The organism is Cobetia sp. 5-11-6-3 (genome assembly GCF_013374055.1).
Classification (GTDB): domain Bacteria; phylum Pseudomonadota; class Gammaproteobacteria; order Pseudomonadales; family Halomonadaceae; genus Cobetia; species Cobetia marina.
In genome coordinates, this window is record NZ_BLWJ01000007.1 from 24,133 (window position 1) to 42,916 (window position 18,784).

An 18,784-nucleotide genomic window follows, 5' to 3' on the forward strand; every position below is an offset into this window, starting at 1 on the left:
TGGCGTGGCGCGGTGCGGTGCGGTGCGGTGCGGTGCGGTGCGGTGTGATCACAGCACCGCGCCAAGGAACTGGCGCAGCTCTTCCGTGGCTGGATTGGCAAACAGCGTCGCGGGGTCGCCTGATTCATGCACGCGCCCCTGGTGCATGAAGATCACGCGGTCACCCACATCGCGGGCGAAATTCATCTCATGGGTCACCAGAATCAACGTCATGCCCTCACGCTTGAGCTGCTCCAGCACCTTGAGCACATCGCCGACCAGCTCCGGGTCCAGCGCCGAGGTGATCTCGTCACACAGCAACACCTTGGGATGCATCGCCAGGGCGCGCGCGATCGCCACCCGCTGCTGCTGGCCACCGGAGAGCTGGCTCGGCCAGGCATCGAATTTCTCCCCCAGCCCGACCTTGGCCAGCATCTCGCGGGCCTCGCGCTCCGCGACATCCCGTGCAACGCCCTTGACCAGCATCGGCGCCAGCATCACGTTCTCGCCGACGCGCTTATGGGGGAACAGATTGAAGCTCTGGAACACCATGCCGACATCCTGCGCCAGAGCGGCGGCGTCCATCTCGCTACCGACCAGCAGATTGCCGGCGACGTGGATGCTACCGCCGTCATGCTGTTCCAGCTGGTTGATACAGCGCAGCAAGGTGCTCTTGCCGGAGCCGCTGCGACCGATGATCGAGACCACCTCGCCCGGGCGCACTTCAAGATCGATGCCCTTGAGCACCGTCAGATCGCCGAAGGACTTGGTGAGCGCCGACAGGCTGACCAGCGGCGCCTTTGCCTTCTCGGAGACGGCACCACTCTCGGTGACCGAGGAATCGGATGAGACGGTGTCCAGCGGGGAAACTTCAGCGAGCAGTGACATTGAGACGTGCCTCCAGGTGGCGAGCCAGCCGCGAGAGCGGATAGCACATGGCGAAATACAGCAACGCGACCAGCGCAAAGACGGTGAAGGGTTCCAGGGTGGCGTTGTTGAGCATGGTGCCGGCCTTGGTCAGTTCGACGAAGCCGATCACCGAGGCAAGCGCGGTGCCCTTGATGATCTGCACCGAGAAGCCGACGGTCGGTGCGATGGCCATGCGCAGCGCCTGCGGCAGGATGATGTGACGCATGGTCTTCAGATAACCGAGCCCCAGCACTCGCGCCCCTTCCCACTGCCCCTTGGGCACCGCCTCGACACAGCCACGCCAGATGTCGTGCAGGAAGGCACTGCTGAACAGCGTCAGCGCGACCGCCGCCGCCGTCCAGGCCGAGACATCCAGCCCGAAGACCGCCACGCCGAAGAAGGCCAGAAACAGCTGCATCAACAGCGGCGTGCCCTGAAACAGCTCCGTGTAGAGGCGACAGAAGAGCGCCGCCCCCGGCCAGCGGGTCAGGCGCAGAAAGGTCAGCGCCAGCCCGACCAGACTGCCGCCAATGAAGGCGATCAGAGACAGCGCCAGCGTCCAGCGCGCCGCCAGCAGCAGGTTACGCAGGATGTCCCACAGCGTGAAGTCGATCATGAGTGGGCCTCTCTCAGCACATGGGAAGACAGACGGCGGCGCGGGGCTGGCGTCAGGTGGCGAAAGCCGAACAGACGACGCCCGATGCGGTTGAGCAAGGCGCGCATCGCGATGGCCAGCAGCAGGTACATGCCTGCCGTCACCACGTAGCTCTCGAAACTCAGGAAGGTACGTGACTGGATGAAGTTGGCCGCGAAGGTCAGGTCCGCCACGCTGATCTGGGAGACCACGGCGGAACCCAACATCACGATCACGCACTGGCTGGTCAGCGCCGGATACATGCGTTCCAGCGCCGGCATCAGCACCACATGGCGATAGCGCTGCCAGGGCGTGAGACCCAGCGCACGCCCGGCCTCCCACTGGCCGCGACCGGTGGCATCGACACCGGCACGCAGAATCTCGCTGCTGTAGGCCGCCAGGTTGAGTGTCATCGCGATCACCGCGGCCATCTCGGCGCTGAGTGACAGCCCCAGCGCCGGCAGGCCGAAGAAGATGAAGAACAGCTGGACGATGAAGGGCGTGTTGCGCAGCAGCTCCACCAGCATGCCCAGCAGTCGGCTGAAGACGCTGCTCGGCGCACGATGGCGCTGCCAGACACACATCACCGCACCGAGTATCCCCAGCGTGGTGGTCAGAATGGTCAACCAGACCGTCGTCATCAGCCCGGCCAGCAGGTCGGGCAGATACGGCAGCAGGCGCGAGAAATCCGGGAGATAGTTCATCGATCAAGCCTCACGGGAAAAGGGAGTCAGGCGTGCGACAGCTCGATTCAGGCATCCAGTGACGGCAGCGGCGCCTTGAACCAGGTCTCGGAGAGCGCGTTGAGCGTGCCGTCCTCGATCCCCTGGGCGATCAGCTCGTTCACGCGCGCCTTGAGCGCCGGCGTGTCATGCCGCATGCCCACATAGCAGGGAGAGTTCTTGAGCGGCAGTACACTGACCGGCACGCGGGAGGGATTGCGTTCGGCGATGGCGGCGGTGACCAGGTTGCCGGTGGCGATCATCTCGACCTGCCCTGACAGGAAGGCCGACAACGTCGTGTTGTTGTCTTCGAAGCGCTTCACGGTGGTCGATTCCGGCACCACCTTGCTGAGCTCCATGTCTTCCACCGAGCCACGTGTCACGCCGATGATCTTCTCGCTCAGCCCCTGGGCGGAGTCCACCTCACTGCCCTTCTCACCGAACACGCCGAGGAAGAACGGTGCATAGGCATCGGAGAAATCGATCGCCTTCTCACGCTCCGGATTCTTGCCCAGACTCGAGATCACCAGATCGACCTTGCGGGTCTGCAGATAGGGGATGCGATTGGCCGAAGTGACCGGCACCAGCTCCAGCTTCACGTTCATCTCATCCGCCAGATAGCGCGCCATGTCGATATCGTAGCCGCGTGGTTCAAGGTCCGGCCCGACTGAGCCGAACGGCGGGAAGTCCTGGGGCACCGCCACCTTCAGCACTCCGCTGTCGGTGATATCGCTCAGCGCATCCGCACGGGCCGTCAGGGCCGTGGCGGCCAGCGTGCCCCAGACGGCCAGCAGAATCCCCTTGCGCAACCAGTTGCCAAGACGTTGCGTGTTGCCTGTGCGTGATGCGTGCTTGAAGGCCTTGCTCTCGTGACGCTTGCTCATCGGTCAACTCCGGTGTCAGTCAATTCCGAGCGCTGAGGAGAACGACTCATCATGCGCTCGGCGCCCTGGGGCGTTTCATTGTTGTTGGTGGTTATCGCAGTGGTGTTTCGCGAGGGCTTGTCTGGCAATCCCTCTTCAACAAGCCCTGTCTGATGGGCCCTATCGGACGAGTCCTGTCCGCTGACTCCTCGTCGCATTGGCGGGCAACGTGAAACTCAAATCCTGACCAATGAAACAAGTGATTCCCTTATCCATCTTTGCAACGAGTGTGCCAACGCCACGCCAGTACGGCCCGAACGTGCACGAGGCGCTCGCCTGACAATGGTTCAGGTGATGAAGTGCAGGCGTGAAGACAGGCCAGATGACGGGCCTCAAGAGAGCCTGGGGCGGGCTAGAGGGCGGGCTAGAGGCCGAGCTTGAATACGAGCGGGAAGGCAGTGCGAGGGAGAGAAGTTGCGTTGCACGCCCTCGATGACGCTTCTTCGAACGCACAGTGTCCGGGCGTCATCGACATGAAAAGGGACACTGTTGGTGCAATCAGGCAGCCCATGCGCCCTGCGGGTGCGCGCAACCCGCAGGGCGAGAAGCATCGTGATGGGATGGGCGGCAGCGCAGGCAACCGCAATGACACTGCTAGCCGTCTCCCAGCTCCTCGAGTGACTCGAAGGTGTCCGTCACCCGGCGAATCTGGCTGCGACCAGCGACGAGGTCGTCATGCAGCAGGCGTGTGGCCAGCAGGTTGATCTGGCTCATGGCGGCGGCATAGCTGTCGAAGGCGCTGACACTGTCCAGCGGGCAGCGCAGCACATGCTCGATACCGGCAGGGATCTCGCTCAGGCTGTCATCGCAAACCAGCAGTACCGTGCAGGGAGCCTGGCCCAGCCACCCCAGCAGACGTGCCAGCCCCTGCGGGCGCCGGCGCATGGCGAATATCACCACGGCGTCATTGGCGCTCAGCCGCGCGACCTCCTCCCCGAGTGACTGGCCCGGCTGGGGCAGGACCGCCACCTGCCCTCTCAATTGCAGCAGTTGCTGGCGCAGATGCAGTGCCAGCGGATAGGCGTTGCGAAAGCCGATGATCTGCAAGCGTTCGGCATTGGCCAGGGTGCGGCCCAGCGCTTCCATGTCGAGCATGTCCAGCGCCGCCAGTGCCTGACGCAGGTTGCGACACTCCTGCTCATAGTGGCGCTGATGGTGGTCTGGCGTGGGCGTGCTCGAGACGACAGGCACGCCCGCATGACGCAGGCTGCGCGCCTGATCACGTGCCTCCCGGAAGTCCTGATAGCCGAGGCGGCGAAACAGGCGACTGACGGTGGCCTTGGAGACATGCGTCAGCCGTGAGAGCTCGGCGGCATTGTAGAGCGCCAGCTCATCCTGATGCGCGAGCAGAAAACGCGCGATACGCTGCTCGTTGGGGGTCAATCGCTCAAGGTGGTGAGTCAGGCGCTGATGCAGGCTCTGGCCTGCCAGCGACGCTGCCGCAGCGCGAGAAGGCATCTCGGAGTCAGTGGCTGAAGCACTGGAGTCATCACGCGTGGCTTGAGTCATGGCGAAGGGTCTCTCTGGTGTCATGGCACCCCGTGGGCCGCCACTCAGGGTCTGATATGGCAACGGGGGACTGGCGTCGCGCCCGGGGCTCAAGGATGCCCCAGACGTCATTGTGCCTCATCACAGTGCAAGCGTCGGGCCAGCGGCAAGGTGACAGTGCATCAATTGCCCTCTCGGGTGGCGGTTGACCCGGGAATTCGGCCCATCACATGAGCTGCAGGGCGGGCGATGACAGGCACGGCCTCAGCACGTGTTCACCAAGTGGTTGTTTTGGCGTAATTCTCCCTGGAGCGGCATGCAGATCGCTAAACATGAAGTGGGCACCCAGCGGGCACAGGCAATGCGCCACCCGACAGGACACCCACCGAACACCAAGATGGCAAATTTACCGATCAAGCGCTCGCGTGGCGCAAGGAGTTGTCTCATGGCCACCTCTACGATGACCACTCTGCTCGATACCTGTCGGGCCATGACTCACAAGCTTGCCGCACAGACCTTCACTCCTCTGACAGTGGGCGCAGAGAAAGCCGCTGATACCCCCGCTTGCGCCTCACAACTGCTGGGCGTGATGGCAATGGGCTACGAAGCTCCGCCCCTGCTGATGTCCTCGCAGGTGAGCGACACCCGTGCGGTCGGTGATATCGACGCATCACGCGTCGCCCAGCAACAGGCCGTCTTTGACCCGAACATCAACCACAAGGTGCACGCGGATTGGGAAGCCGAGCATCGTCATCAGACCCTGTTGCGTCACAGCATGGTCCGTCGGGGCATGCTGGCATGAGTGTCTATACCATCGGCATGGAATGCGGCATGCACATCCCGCTGGAAAACTGCGCAGTGAACGCCGAACCCGTGATGCGCGTGACTTTCGACATCAACGCCGGACTGCATGCCGGCGAGCGCCTGGCGCTCGAGCGGGGCGCCATCCAGTCACTGGCCGACAGTGACAACGCGCTGCTGGCAAGCATGGAAGCCCAGCTGCCACGTCGCAGCCTCCTGTGGACCTCACGCGGCATCCTGGAAGTCGGCCGTGGCTGGCGCTGGCAGACCTCCCCCGCCAGCCCCAAGGCGCCCTGGCTGGACGCCGTGCACCACAGCTGGCCAAGCCATGCGCCACGCTGGCTGCTCAAGGCGCCGGTGGTCATCGTGTGTGCGGATGCCCTGCCGATTGCCAACCGCACCCGACATCAACGTGATCTTGCCAGACTCTGGCTCACTGCCGATGCCGCACTGATCTATCTGGCGCAGGACGCCCGCGATGGCTGGCAGATGCATCAGCATTGTGAGCCGGAGCAACGCAACGGCGCCCACCTGACGAGCAAGGCCGCGAATGCACTTGAGCTGGCCAGCTGAGCCTCCTGTTCCAGCTCCCCCATCCGACATCTCGACGACATTCCGATGACACGCACCAGCAGACACGACAACGCCCGCGCCGGGAACACCGGAGCGGGCGTTGTCGTGTCTGCCATGACCCATCTGGCCGAACCAATGGCTCAGCGCGGACAGAGACCATCACACAGCGTGCTGGCCACGAAGTCCGCCAGCTGTTCCCAGTCCTCATCCGTGCGCGGCGCACCGCCCAGCTGGTCGATCTGGGCGGCGAAGTCCGCGTAGTGCTGCGTGGTGGACCAGATCAGATAGATGACCCACATCGGCTCCGCCTCGCGCAGCTTGCCAGCTGCCATCCACGCCTTCATCACCTCGCAGCGCGCCTGGACCCACTGGCGCAACTCTCCACTGAGATAGTCACGCAGAAACGGCGCGCCGCTGATCACCTCCGCCGCGAACAGGCGCGATGCCTGTGGGGCCTGACGTGCCAGCTTGAGCTTGACGCGCACCAGCGCCTCCAGCACCTCGCGCGGGTCATCATCGGCCGTGATGTCCTCAAGTGACGCATTCCAGCGCGTCAGCGTCTGCTCCAGCAGATGCACATAGAGCTTTTCCTTGGAACCGAAGTAATACAGCAGATTGGCCTTGGGCAACTCGGCCACGTCCGCGATCTGCTTGAGTGTGCTGCCACGATAGCCGTGACAGGCAAAGACACACTCGGCAGCTTCCATGATTCGACTTTCCGCCTGCTCACGGGGAGAGCTGGTCGGTGTCGGACTGAATTCCGCACTTCGGGAACGACGAACTTCGGCATACAGGGAAGAAGGAGAATCTGCAGGCATCAGCATCACTCATCAAATAGACGTTATCGTTCGAGCATCTTGACCACAGCACCGGAACATGACCTTCGATTTCGGCCTCACGTCACGATGCTGTGGTCAGAATGCTCACCCCGGGCAGGCGCGATACGCTCGATGCGTCGCTCTCCTGACGCGCACTTGCGCCACCCACGCAAAAATACCACACCATTGGCTGACCATTTGGTCAGATTCTTGCTAGAAATACAACATGAGCTGTTACATTGACACTCGAAGACGCCAATCGGGCCCGCAATGCCCAGATTCGGCTGTGCCATACGCCTGAAGGCACCACAATGACAAGACGACCTGACGGGATGCCTGCATGATCGACTTCACCTTGAACGGACACGCGCGTCAGCTGCCCGCGCCTGCACCGGGAACGACAACGCTTGAAGCCCTTCGCACCTCTCTGGGGCATACCGGCACCAAGGAAGGCTGCGCGTCCGGTGACTGCGGCGCCTGCACGATTGCCTTGCAGGTGCCGGGCCAGCCCATGACGACGGTCAATGCCTGCCTGATGCCCGCCCACCAGCTGCAGGATTGCGAGTTGATCACCATCGAGGGACTGTCGAACGAGACCGCCACCTCCTCGCTTTCCCCGGTGCAGCAAGCGCTGGTGACGACCCACGCCAGCCAATGTGGCTTCTGTACCCCGGGCATCGCCATGAGCCTGGCGGTGCTGCACGCCGATCATCAGCTGCGCAGCGCAGAGGGCGAGAGTCTCGATGCCGCGCGGCGCGACCAGATGATCGACCATGCGCTGGGCGGCAATCTGTGCCGCTGCACAGGCTATCGACCGATACGCGAGGCTGCCCATCGCCTGCTGCAGGGAGAATTCGGGCCGGCCACCCTGCTGTCATCCGGCCAGGCAGCTTGTCAGCCCGCCACTGGCGAGGCGAATTCAGCGTCCCGTCGCGAGCGAGATAGCGAACTGAAAGGCTCAAGCACCTTCCATCGTCCCACCCGTCTCGAAGAGCTGCTGGCGCTGCGCGCCGCACATCCCCAGGCGCCCTTGATCGCGGGGGGCACGGATCTGATGCTGGAATACACGCAACGCCTGCGTGACTTCCCGGCACTGATCGATACCACGTGTGTCGCGGCCCTTGGCACCATCGAGGAAGGGGAACACGCCGGCCAGGCAGGCTGGTGGATCGGCGCTGCGGTGACCTACCGCCAGCTGATGCCACTGCTGCGTGAACATTATCCCGAGGGCGCGGACCTGCTCACTCGCCTGGGCAGTGAACAGATCCGCAATCGTGGCACGCTGGGCGGCAACATCGGCAACGCCTCACCCATCGGGGACATGCCGCCGCTGTTGATCGCGCTGGAGGCCTATCTCCAGCTGATGAGTGTCGATGGGGAGCGCATCCTCAAGCTTGAGGACTTCTTCCTCGACTACAAGCGCACCCAATTGATGCCCGACGAGATCATCCATTCCCTCTTCCTGCCGCGGCCGGTTCACAATCAGCGGCTGGCGGTCCACAAGCTTTCCAAACGGCGGGATGATGACATCTCCACGCTGCTGGGGGTCTTCGCCTGGCGGCGCGATGCCAGTGGCCATGCTCAGCACTGGCGAGTCGCCTTCGGCGGCATGGCCGGCATTCCGGCACGTGCACCGCATCTCGAGGCACTCCTGAGCCGTGAAACGCTGGAATCACTCACGCCCGCCCAGCTCGACACCCTCACTCGCCACAGGATCGAGCAGGCCATCCAGGCCGATTTCTCGCCTCTCTCGGACGTGCGTGGCTCCCGCGAGTATCGTCTGCTGGCCGCCAGCCATCTGGTCCCCCGAGTGGCGCAGCGAATCCACAATGAACGTCACGCGACTGCCCCCCTCATGCCACTGGAGAGCCTCGATGCGTACCTTGCACAGTCTTGAGTCCGACGCCAGCGCCGCGCCGGCCACCCCCGTTCTCCAGTCGCGTCAGCATGAAAGCGCCCAGCGCCATGTCAGCGGCTCGGCGCGTTATGTGGATGACCTGCCACTGCCCACGGGTTCGCTGCATCTAGCCATCGGCATGAGTGAGGTCGCGCACGCCACCCTGGATACACTGGATCTCGAGGCGGTGCGCCGTGCTCCCGGCGTAGTCTGCGTGCTCAGCGCCGCCGACATCCCCGGCCACAGCGATGTGGGGCCGGTCTTCCCCGGCGACCCGCTGCTGGTCAGTGATCGCATCAGTCATCATGGTCAGGCGCTGTTCGTGGTTGCCGCCGAGAGCGAGCGGGCGGCGCGTCAGGCGGCGCGACTGGCCAAGGTGGCGGTGACCCCCTTGCCACTGACGCTTGATCCCTGCCAGGCCGCCAGTCGCGGTGATCTGGTGCGCCCGACCCATACCCAGGCACGTCTGGCCAACGGCCGGGCAACGACACGCGAAAGCGTCAGCGAACGACTTGCCAGATCCGCCTGGCAATTGGACGGCGAGCTTGAGAGCGGTGGACAGGAACACTTCTATCTGGAGAGCCAGGCAGCGCTGGCCTTGCCGGGTGAAGACGACGAGATGCTGGTGCACAGCTCGTCCCAGCACCCCAGCGAAGTCCAGAAGCTGATCGCCGAGGTGCTGGGCGTGCCCTTCCATGCCATCACGGTGGAAACCCGTCGCATGGGAGGCGGCTTCGGCGGCAAGGAAACCCAGGCCGCGCCGGTGGCATGTCTGGCAGCCCTGGTGGCGCGTCGTACGGGGCGGGCCGCCAGACTGCGACTGCCCCGCAATGACGACATGCGCCTGACCGGCAAGCGCCATCCCTTCCATCACCGCTACCAGTTCGGTGTCGATGACAGCGGGCGCATCGACACCGCCATCATCGAGCTGACCGGCGACTGCGGCCACTCGCCGGATCTGTCGGATGCCATCGTCGATCGCGCCATGTTCCATGCCGACAACGCCTATTACCTCGGCAATGCCCACGTACGCGGTATCCGTGCCCGCACCAACGTGGCGTCCAACACCGCCTTCCGCGGCTTCGGTGGTCCGCAGGGCATGCTCGCCATCGAGGCGGCCATGGAGGATATCGCAAGGCGTCTGGGGCGCGACCCGCTGGAGATCCGCAAGCGCAACCTCTACTGCGAGGGCCGTGAGACCACGCATTATGGCCAGCACGTCAATCAGTACCCACTTCTCACCACGCTGATCGACCAGCTCGAGGCGCAGGGCGACTACTGGGCGCGTCGTGCCGAGATTCGCGCCTTCAATGCCGCCAATCCGGTGGTGAAGAAGGGGCTGGCGCTGACGCCGGTGAAGTTCGGCATCTCCTTTACCGCCAAGCACCTCAATCAGGCCGGCGCCCTGGTGCATGTCTATACCGATGGCAGCGTGCAGGTGAATCATGGCGGCACCGAGATGGGCCAGGGCCTGCACACCAAGATCACCCAGGTCGCGGCCCGTGAGCTGGGCCTGAGCGTGGACAGGGTGCGCATCACCGCCACGCGCACCGACAAGGTACCCAACACCTCACCGACCGCGGCAAGTTCGGGAGCGGACCTCAACGGCATGGCCACACGTGATGCCTGCCTGCGCCTCAAGGCGCGCCTGCTCGACTTCGCCGCCGAACATCTCGCCCAGCCACGCACCAGCCTGAGCCTCGACAATGGCGAACTGCATGGCCCGAGCGGCGTACTGATGACATGGGGGGAGCTGATCCAGGCGGCGTATCTGGAACGCATCTCGCTCTCCGAGAAGGGCTTCTATGCCACCCCGGACATCCACTACGACCGCGAAAGTGGCACCGGACACCCCTTCTACTACTACGCCTTCGGCGCGGCGCTGTGTGAAGTGGTCGTCGATACCTTGAGCGGCGAATACCGCCTGGAAAGCGCCGAGATCCTGCACGACGTGGGAGATTCGCTCAATCCGGCCATCGACATCGGTCAGATAGAAGGCGGCTTCGTGCAGGGCATGGGCTGGCTGACGACGGAGGAACTCAAGTGGAACGAGGATGGCCGCCTGCTGACCGATGGCCCGGCCACCTACAAGATACCCGCCATCAGCGACGTACCCGACGGCGCGATCACGGTACGCCTGCTGGAAGGACACCCCAACTCGGCCGCCAGCATCTATCGCTCCAAGGCGGTGGGTGAGCCCCCCTTCATGCTCGCCATCAGCGTGTGGGCGGCGCTGCGCGATGCGCTGGCCTCGTTGACCGACTACCGCCGCGCAGTGCGCCTGGATACCCCTGCCACGCCGGAGCGCGTGATGCTGGCGGCGCGTGAGCAGCGTGATTGGCAGGAGCAGCACGCCACTGCCGGCGCAGAGCCAACGCAGGTGCCGTCATGAGTGCAATCAAGAGTGCCGCGACGGGCCGCTGGTATCAGGCGCTCGCCGAGGCACAGGCAGCGCTGACGGCCCATGCCCTGGCCACCGTGGTGACGGTGGCGGGCTCCGCCCCGCGAGGTGCCGGCAGCAAGATGCTGATCACCCCGGATACGCTGCACGACAGCCTCGGCGGCGGCCGGCTGGAACAGCTGGTGGTGGAGCGCGCCCGAGCGATGCTGGCGCAGGGACAATCGGGCTGTCATCTCGAGGAGATCGCGCTGGGCCAGCATGCTCAACAATGCTGTGGTGGCCACGTGCAGGTGTTGATCGAGCTGTACCCGACGCTTGCGCCACGGCTGACCCTGTTCGGCGCCGGCCATGTCGGTCAGGCCATCGTCCACCTCCTGGCACCGCTGGACTGGCAGATCGACTGGCGGGATTCACGCGCCGAGCAGCTCGAGTCCGCCACGATTCCTGCGGGCAGTGAGGGCCGTGTGCAGCGCCAGACATTCAATATCCTGACGGACCTGCCGCTCTCGAAAGCGGCGCCGGCCTCCGACTCGCTGCCAGTGAGGGCGGGCAGTCATGTGCTGGTATTGACCCATGATCATGTCGAGGACCAGGCGCTGGTGGCGGCTCTTGCACCGCGTGATGACCTGGCCTCGCTGGGGCTGATCGGCTCCAGCAGCAAGTGGGCGCGCTTTCGCCAGCGCCTGCGCTGCGATCTCGACGAGCACGAGGTCGCCCGCATTCGCTGCCCGATCGGTGTGCCGGGGATTCCGGGCAAACGCCCCGAGGAGATCGCGATCGCGGTGGTGGCCGAACTGCTTCAGTTGCAGGCCAGCCAAGCCGCCCAGCAGACCGACGACGCGAACTCCCCAACCTCGTCACACCCCCCATCACTGGACGGCAATGGCCTGACGCGCAAGGGTGCCCGCCAGCTGCGCGCCCGCCTTGCCCCTGACGCGATGCACCAGACAGAACCGACACGGAAGGCCGAATGATGACTGACCAAGACACCCCGCTATCTGTGGCCTGCCACCTGGATGACCGCCGACTGACGGGGGCGCTGCGCTCGGCCGCAAAGGCGCCAGAAAGCGTCAGCCTGTTGCGTGGCGCCCTGCTGCACTTCCTGGATGAGCCTCTGGACGATCCGCAAGGAACGCTTGCGTCAGGCGAGCGGGACCCCGCCATCGAGTACTACGCGGATGCCCTGCTGGTGATGCACGCCGGCAAGGTGGTGGCGCTGGGCGACTGCTCCGCCCTTGTCGCGCACAGCGACATGCACGAGCTTGTCCGCCTGAGCCCGCCGCACAGCGTCACCGGTCTGATGATGCCAGGCTTCATCGATACCCACGTGCACTTCCCGCAGCTGGATATCATCGCAAGCTATGGTCACTGCCTGATCGACTGGCTGAATACCTACACCTTCCCCGCCGAGCAGCGCTTTGCCGACCCCGCGCACGCCACCGAGGTCGCCGAGATCTTCCTCGATGAGCTGCTGCGTCATGGCTCCACCAGTGCCCAGGTGTTTGCCACCTCGCATGCCAGCAGTGCCGATGCCCTGTTCCGGGCCGCGCGGAGCCGCGACATGCGTGTGCATGCCGGTCGCGTGATGATGGATCGCAATGCGCCGCCGGCACTGCTCGATTCAGGCGTCACCGCGCTCAAGGACGATGAGCGGCTGATCGCGGACTGGCACGGGCGTGATCGCCTCGGCTATGTGCTGACCCCGCGCTTCGCCCCGACCTCCACCCCCGAGCAGCTCAAGGCCGCCGGCCAACTGCTCAAGTGCCAGCCGGACCTGCACCTGCAGACCCATCTGGCCGAGAACCTCGATGAAGTGAAGTGGGTGGCGGAACTGTTCCCCGAGGCTCGGGATTATCTGGCGATCTATGAGGATGTTGGCCTGAGTCACGAGCGCACCACCTTCGCCCACGGCATCCACCTGGACGATGGCATGCGCCAGCGCATCGCGGATCGTGGCGCCAGCATCGCCTTCTGTCCGACCTCCAACCTGTTCCTCGGCAGCGGGCTGTTCGATCGCGCCAGCGCCCGCCATCAGGGGATCAACATCAGCATCGCCACCGATGTCGGCGGTGGCTCCAGCCTCTGTCAGCTGGAGAGCCTCAAGGCAGCCTATCAGGTCGGTCAGTTGCACGGTGCAGTCGCCCATGATGTGGCGGGGCTTGCGTCACGTGCCAACCAGCCACTGACGCCCTGGCAGGGCTTCTATCAATTGACGCTGGGCAATGCGCGCGCCATGCGGCTGGAGGACAAGGTCGGCAACCTGCATCCGGGGATGGAGGCAGACGTGATCGTGCTCGACCCCACAGCGACTCACTTGCTGGCGCGGCGTACCCGCTGGGGACAGCCACAGCAGGTACCGCTGGGGGAGGTGCTGTTCGCCCTGATGATGCTCGGGGATGACCGCGCGATTCGCGAGGTGCATGTGGCGGGCCGCTGCCGCAAACGGCACGGCATGCTGCTGAGTGATCACCCCGCTGCGAAGACACGCCCACATGTTGAAGCATTAATGCCCTGAGGGCATCACAGGTGTGACAACATGCTGACAAATGGTGCCAATTTATAGAATTGGTGCCATTTTTTCATCATAAAGGTGCGTGAGACATGGATACTCAACGCTGAGTCCACTCGTTATGATGGCGCCATCTTCTTTCAACGTCCTGGGCACCCTCAGAGGTGCCGACGCATTACGAGGTCCGTCATCATGACTCCCACTGCCATCATGCAACGTCGTTATTCCACCAAGGCCTTCGATCCGGCGCGCAAGATCAGCGCCGCCGACTGGCAGGAACTGGAAAACGTGATGCGCCTGAGCGCTTCCAGCGTCAATTCCCAGCCGTGGCACTTCCTGGTGCTGGAGTCTGACGATGCCAAGCAGCGCTTCGCACGTGCCGGTACGGATGACAAGTACGCCTTCAACTCGCCGAAGATCACCAATGCGTCTCACGTCGTGCTGTTCTGCACCCGCACTACCCTGGACGACGACTACCTGAACCATCTGCTGGATACCGAAGCCTCTGATGGTCGCTTCAAGAAGGATGACGAGTTCAGCGCCATGATGGACGGCGCCCGTCGTCTGTTCATCGACCTGCATCGTCATGATCTCAAGGACATGCAGCACTGGATGGACAAGCAGGTTTACCTCAATTACGGCAGCCTGCTGTATGCCGCCTCCAGCCTGAACATCGATGCGGTGCCGCTGGAAGGCATCGACCCGGTGGCGCTGGACGCCGAATTCGGGCTGCGCGAGAAAGGCTTCAACGCCCTGGTCGCCGTGAGCCTTGGCTATCGCGCCGCTGACGACTTCAATGCGGAACTGCCCAAGTCCCGTCTGCCGGCAGACGAACTCTTCACTCGCCTGTAAGCGCAGGGGTCATCGAGCGGCGGGCAGCGCATTCCCCCACGGGGCTCCGTGCCTGCCGCATTGCATCCGCCCATCGGACATGACACCGTTTCTGCTCATGTCCCATCGTCTGCCGGTCACGTGGGGCATCCGCTTCACGCGTCATCATTTTCGTTCACGAAAGGATTCATGCCATGTCTCTCAAGCTTATCGCGACTCTGACCTTCCCCGCCGACCAGCAGGAAAAGGCCCGTGACATTCTCGCCGACCTGGTCGAGAAGAGTCAGTCCGACAAGGGCTGTCTGCAATATGAACTCTTCGCGGTAGACAAGCAGGTCGAGGAAGGCGAGCCGGTACCGGAAGGCGACTTCGTGGTACTGGAGGAATGGTGGGATGAAGAAGCGCTGGAAGCCCACGTGGCATCCGAGCACTTCCAGGGCTTCCTGGGGGCCTTCGCGGAAGGCGAGATCGGCCTCAAGATCCAGCGTCTGCTGACAGTCTGACGCCAGCCGCTTGACCCTGCACCCGCTTGCCCGGGCCACAGGGACGTCAATTCCAGGACCCCGCCGAGTCACGCTCGGCGGGGTCCTGCGTTATCCGGCCAGTCATCGAGTGCCTCGGCGACAAGACGTCGTGACAGCAAAAGACACCTGATATTGGTTCACTTCTTGCTTATAATTGCCCGCCCGCGAATCGCATGGCGTGATCACGCATCGTCATACTCGATCATCAGCCCATTCCTCCCGCATTTGCCGCGAGCCGACAAGGAGCGTCCCATGACCCAAGCTTCCTCCCAGCACAAGGGGATCGACGAGCCACTGCTCGGCCTCGAGAGCTGCCCCTCCGTTCCCATCTCGGCGCTCGCCGGGGCCCAGCATCTGCTGGCTAGTCTGGCGGGCATCATTGCACCGACATTGATCATCACCAGTGCGCTATCGCTCGGGGCCTACACCGCCAGTCTGCTGTCGATGGCGCTGGTGGTCTCCGGGATCGCCACCTGGATTCAATCCCAGCGCCTGGGGCCATTCGGTTCGGGGCTGTTGAGCATCCAGGGCACCAGCTTCAGCTTCGTGTCGGCCTTGATCACCGCCGGCCTGATCGCGCGCAGCCAGAATGCCAGTGACGAACAGGTGCTGGCGGTACTGTTCGGCACCTGTCTGGCCGGCAGCCTGATCGAGATGGCATTGGGCACGGTGCTACCATGGCTCAAGCGCGTCATCACACCGGTGGTGACAGGCGTGGTGGTGATGCTGATCGGGTTGAGTCTGATCGAGGTCGGCATGACGGATATCGGTGGCGGCTTCGGTGCTGCGGACTTCGGCGCCCCCGCCAATCTGGCGCTGGCCGGCTGCGTGCTGATCACGGTACTGGCCTGTCAGGTCTCGCGTCACCCGTGGCTGAGAATCGCCTCCATCTTCATCGGCATGGCCGTCGGCTGCATCATCGCGGCGCTGGGCGGCATGTACGATGCGCCACAACTGGCGGATGCCGCACTGATCGCTCTGCCGCACCCGGCGACGCTGAATACCGGCTTCGACTTCTCGCTGGCCGCCTTCCTGCCGGTGGCCTTCATCTTCATTATCACCGCCATCGAGACCGTCGGCGATCTCACCGGCAGCGCACGCGCCTCGGGGCTCGCCGTGGATGACGACACGCATCAGAAGCGTCTGCGCGGCGGCGTGCTAGGGGATGGCCTGAATTCCGCACTCGGCGCGCTGGCCGGCACCTTCCCCAACACCACCTTCAGTCAGAACACCGGCGTGATCCAGCTGACCGGTATCGCCAGCCGCCATGTGGGCCGCTACGTGGCGGGCTTCCTGCTGTTGCTGGGCCTGTCGCCCTTCATCGCCACCCTGCTCACGCAGATGCCGCGCCCGGTGCTCGGTGCCACCACCACGCTGATGTTCGCGCTGATCGCCGTCTCCGGCATCCGCATCCTGATGGCGCAGCCCATCGGGCGTCGCGAGATGATGATCATCGCGCTGGCCCTGGGGCTTGGTCTGGGCGTCGGCATGGTACCGGATGTGCTGAACGCGATTCCGGGGGCCTTCGCCGATGCCTTGCGCTCGCCGATCACCATGGGCGGCCTGACTGCCATCCTCGCCGAGTTGCTGCTGCCGAAGATGGAAGATGCCGAGGTGTTCAATCCCAAAGCGAGTGAGCGTGAGTCCACCGACAGCATCAGCGCGGAGCAGGAACACGCCTGAGCCGCAGGCGCCGCAATGAGACATGAAAGAACCGGCGCACCATTGGCCGGTTTTTTCATGTCGGTCGCCTCTTGAGGCCAGTCGCGCTTCTACAGGTCAGCCACACTTCTTCACGCCATTCGCTGACGTAGGCAAGCGGCGCACAGCTCGCACTTCCTGAGCAGGTCATCCAATCTCCACAATGGCAAGACAGACTCGTACAGCGGTGTGCCTTGCCATCGGTTACCCTTCACCCACTACACATAAGCGCTTTCTCATCAATAGTCTTGCAATCGCCACCCTGACAATCAGCACTTTGAGGCTGGAAGGCGCCATAGCGCCTCGGAGCCAGACACAAGGAACGTATCGCTCATGCTGAACACTCGACTCACCTCATCAAACGCGCCGGGCTTGCGCACATCCCCCCGCTCGCGCCTGGCGCTGAAGACCCTGCTGGGGGCTGCATTGCTGAGCACGCTCAGCGCCTGCGCCACCCATCAGGACCATGAATGGCAGGCAGACACGTCCTATCACCTGACGGTGCTGCACACCAATGATCATCACGGTCGCTTCTGGCGCAGCAGCGATGGCGAATACGGCATGTCGGCACGCAAGACGCTGGTCGACCGTATCCGCGCCGAAGTGGAATCCGAGGGTGGCAGCGTGCTGCTGCTGTCCGGCGGAGACATCAATACCGGCGTGCCGGAGTCCGACCTGCAGCAGGCCGAACCCGACTTCAAGGGCATGAACCGCATCGGCTATGACGCCATGGCGGTGGGCAATCATGAATTCGACAACCCGCTGGACGTGCTGCTCAAGCAGCGCGACTGGGCCGATTTCCCGATGCTGGCCGCCAACATCTACGACAAGGCCACCGGCGAGCGTCTGTTCGCGCCCTACAGGATCTTCGATGAAGACGGCGTCCATATCGCGGTGATCGGCCTGACCACCGAAGACACCGTGCGCATCGGCAATCCCGAGTACTTCAGCAATCTCGAGTTTCGCGATCCCAAGGAAGAGGCACGCAAGGTCATCGAGCAATTGAACGAGCACGAGCAGCCGGACCTGATCTTCGCCGTCACCCACATGGGGCATTATCAGAACGCCGAGCATGGCATCAATGCGCCGGGCGACGTCACGCTTGCGCGCTACCTGCCCACCGGGGCGCTGGACATGATCGTCGGCGGTCACTCTCAGGAGCCCGTGTGCATGGAGGGCGTCAACCGGATGGCGGACTTTGCGCCCGGCGATGATTGCCAGCCGGACCGTCAGAACGGCACCTATATCGTGCAGGCCCACGAATGGGGCAAGTACGTGGGGCGTGCCGATTACGAGTTCCGCAATGGCGAGCTGACCATGCTCAACTATCAGTTGATCCCTGTGAACCTCAAGAAGACCGTCGAAGTGAACGGCGAGCGTCACAAGGTGCTGGTCAAGGAGGAAATCGCCGAGGACAGTGAGCTGCTCGAGTTCCTGCGCCCCTATCAGGAGAAGGGTCAGGCGCAGCTCAATGTCAGCGTCGCGCAGAGCAACGGCAAGCTGGAGGGGGATCGCGACGTGGTGCGCTTTGCCCAGACCAATCTGGGCCGCCTGATCGCCACCGCCGCCATGCAGGCCGGCAAGGCAGACTTCGGCGTGATGAACTCAGGTGGCGTGCGCGCCTCATTGCCTGAAGGAGAGATCACCTACAAGGATGTGCTGACCGTACTGCCCTTCGGCAACACCGTGGGGGTCGTCAGCATGTCGGGCAGCGAGGTGCTCGACTACCTAAATGCCGTGGCGACCCAGCCGGTGGACTCCGGCGCCTATGCCCAGTTCGCCGGTATCAGCATGCAGGTCGACCGGGCCGAGGGCAGCGTCTCTGACGTGATGATCCAGGGCCAGCCACTGGACATGAGCGCGCAATATCGCTTCAGCGTTCCAAGCTTCAATGCCGCCGGCGGGGATGGCTATCCGAAGGTCACTGACCTGCCGGGCTACCTGGATACCGGCTTCGTCGATGCCGATGTGCTCAAGGCCTACCTTGCCGAGCAGAGCCCGATCGACGTCGCGCCGTACGCGCCCCAGGGCGAGATCGTCTATCAGTGACGCTCAAGGCTTCTGCTCTAAACAT

16 protein-coding genes are annotated in these 18,784 nt (G+C 63.8%); 10 read left to right on the forward strand and 6 right to left on the reverse strand.

Annotation, left to right across the window (positions count from 1 at the left end; all coding sequences use genetic code 11):
- Positions 1 to 48 precede the first annotated feature (48 nt).
- The 5 genes from HXS66_RS12320 to HXS66_RS12340 all read right to left on the reverse strand — a co-directional run bounded on the left by HXS66_RS12320 (position 49) and on the right by HXS66_RS12340 (position 4,676).
- A complete protein-coding gene (locus HXS66_RS12320) occupies positions 49 to 867 on the reverse strand; it encodes an amino acid ABC transporter ATP-binding protein (RefSeq protein ID WP_176503650.1) in 819 nt (272 codons plus the stop codon).
- The gene (locus HXS66_RS12325) at positions 851 to 1,504 is read right to left on the reverse strand and encodes an amino acid ABC transporter permease (protein ID WP_077376658.1); all 654 of its coding nucleotides are present in this window, start codon (positions 1,502 to 1,504) and stop codon (positions 851 to 853) included. Before HXS66_RS12325 ends, HXS66_RS12320 begins: the two co-directional genes overlap by 17 nt.
- Positions 1,501 to 2,226, reverse strand: a complete 726-nt coding sequence (locus HXS66_RS12330) for an amino acid ABC transporter permease (RefSeq protein WP_084208742.1) — start codon at positions 2,224 to 2,226, stop codon at positions 1,501 to 1,503. Before HXS66_RS12330 ends, HXS66_RS12325 begins: the two co-directional genes overlap by 4 nt.
- Positions 2,227 to 2,273: 47 nt before the next feature.
- Entirely contained in the window at positions 2,274 to 3,128 is an 855-nt protein-coding gene (locus tag HXS66_RS12335; protein ID WP_176503651.1) for a transporter substrate-binding domain-containing protein, read from the reverse strand.
- A 633-nt stretch (positions 3,129 to 3,761) separates the two neighbouring features.
- A complete protein-coding gene (locus tag HXS66_RS12340) occupies positions 3,762 to 4,676 on the reverse strand; it encodes a MurR/RpiR family transcriptional regulator (RefSeq protein WP_205632693.1) in 915 nt (304 codons plus the stop codon).
- Between the two features lie 424 nt (positions 4,677 to 5,100).
- On the opposite strand from HXS66_RS12340, the gene HXS66_RS12345 reads away from it, so the two are divergent.
- Both HXS66_RS12345 and HXS66_RS12350 read left to right on the forward strand, forming a co-directional pair.
- Entirely contained in the window at positions 5,101 to 5,457 is a 357-nt protein-coding gene (locus HXS66_RS12345; protein WP_077376667.1) for a hypothetical protein, read from the forward strand.
- Positions 5,454 to 6,029, forward strand: coding sequence for a hypothetical protein (locus tag HXS66_RS12350; RefSeq protein WP_176503652.1), 576 nt, complete (start codon positions 5,454 to 5,456; stop codon positions 6,027 to 6,029). Before HXS66_RS12345 ends, HXS66_RS12350 begins: the two co-directional genes overlap by 4 nt.
- Before the next feature lie 140 nt (positions 6,030 to 6,169).
- Here the strand turns inward: HXS66_RS12350 and HXS66_RS12355 are convergent, their stop codons facing one another.
- A complete protein-coding gene (locus tag HXS66_RS12355) occupies positions 6,170 to 6,847 on the reverse strand; it encodes a TetR family transcriptional regulator C-terminal domain-containing protein (RefSeq protein WP_084209727.1) in 678 nt (225 codons plus the stop codon).
- Between the two features lie 340 nt (positions 6,848 to 7,187).
- On the opposite strand from HXS66_RS12355, the gene HXS66_RS12360 reads away from it, so the two are divergent.
- The 8 genes from HXS66_RS12360 (at position 7,188) to ushA (ending at position 18,759) form a co-directional block, all read left to right on the forward strand.
- Entirely contained in the window at positions 7,188 to 8,744 is a 1,557-nt protein-coding gene (locus HXS66_RS12360; RefSeq protein WP_176503653.1) for a xanthine dehydrogenase small subunit, read from the forward strand.
- Positions 8,722 to 11,136, forward strand: a complete 2,415-nt coding sequence (gene xdhB, locus HXS66_RS12365; protein ID WP_176503654.1) for a xanthine dehydrogenase molybdopterin binding subunit — start codon at positions 8,722 to 8,724, stop codon at positions 11,134 to 11,136. Before HXS66_RS12360 ends, xdhB begins: the two co-directional genes overlap by 23 nt.
- Positions 11,133 to 12,119, forward strand: coding sequence for a xanthine dehydrogenase accessory protein XdhC (gene xdhC, locus HXS66_RS12370; protein ID WP_176503655.1), 987 nt, complete (start codon positions 11,133 to 11,135; stop codon positions 12,117 to 12,119). Before xdhB ends, xdhC begins: the two co-directional genes overlap by 4 nt.
- Positions 12,116 to 13,660 carry a guanine deaminase gene (guaD, locus tag HXS66_RS12375; protein WP_255303231.1) on the forward strand — a complete coding sequence of 515 codons (1,545 nt, stop codon included), beginning with the start codon at positions 12,116 to 12,118 and terminating at the stop codon, positions 13,658 to 13,660. Before xdhC ends, guaD begins: the two co-directional genes overlap by 4 nt.
- Before the next feature lie 186 nt (positions 13,661 to 13,846).
- A complete protein-coding gene (gene nfsB, locus HXS66_RS12380) occupies positions 13,847 to 14,506 on the forward strand; it encodes an oxygen-insensitive NAD(P)H nitroreductase (protein WP_176503656.1) in 660 nt (219 codons plus the stop codon).
- Positions 14,507 to 14,679: 173 nt separating this feature from the next.
- Positions 14,680 to 14,988, forward strand: a complete 309-nt coding sequence (locus tag HXS66_RS12385; RefSeq protein WP_084208749.1) for a putative quinol monooxygenase — start codon at positions 14,680 to 14,682, stop codon at positions 14,986 to 14,988.
- Between the two features lie 273 nt (positions 14,989 to 15,261).
- On the forward strand, positions 15,262 to 16,692 hold the full coding sequence (locus HXS66_RS12390) for a uracil-xanthine permease family protein (RefSeq protein ID WP_077376686.1): 1,431 nt from the start codon (positions 15,262 to 15,264) through the stop codon (positions 16,690 to 16,692).
- A 351-nt stretch (positions 16,693 to 17,043) separates the two neighbouring features.
- Positions 17,044 to 18,759 (forward strand): bifunctional UDP-sugar hydrolase/5'-nucleotidase UshA, encoded by a 1,716-nt coding sequence (gene ushA, locus HXS66_RS12395; protein ID WP_176503657.1) that lies wholly within the window; start codon positions 17,044 to 17,046, stop codon positions 18,757 to 18,759.
- Positions 18,760 to 18,784 lie beyond the last annotated feature (25 nt).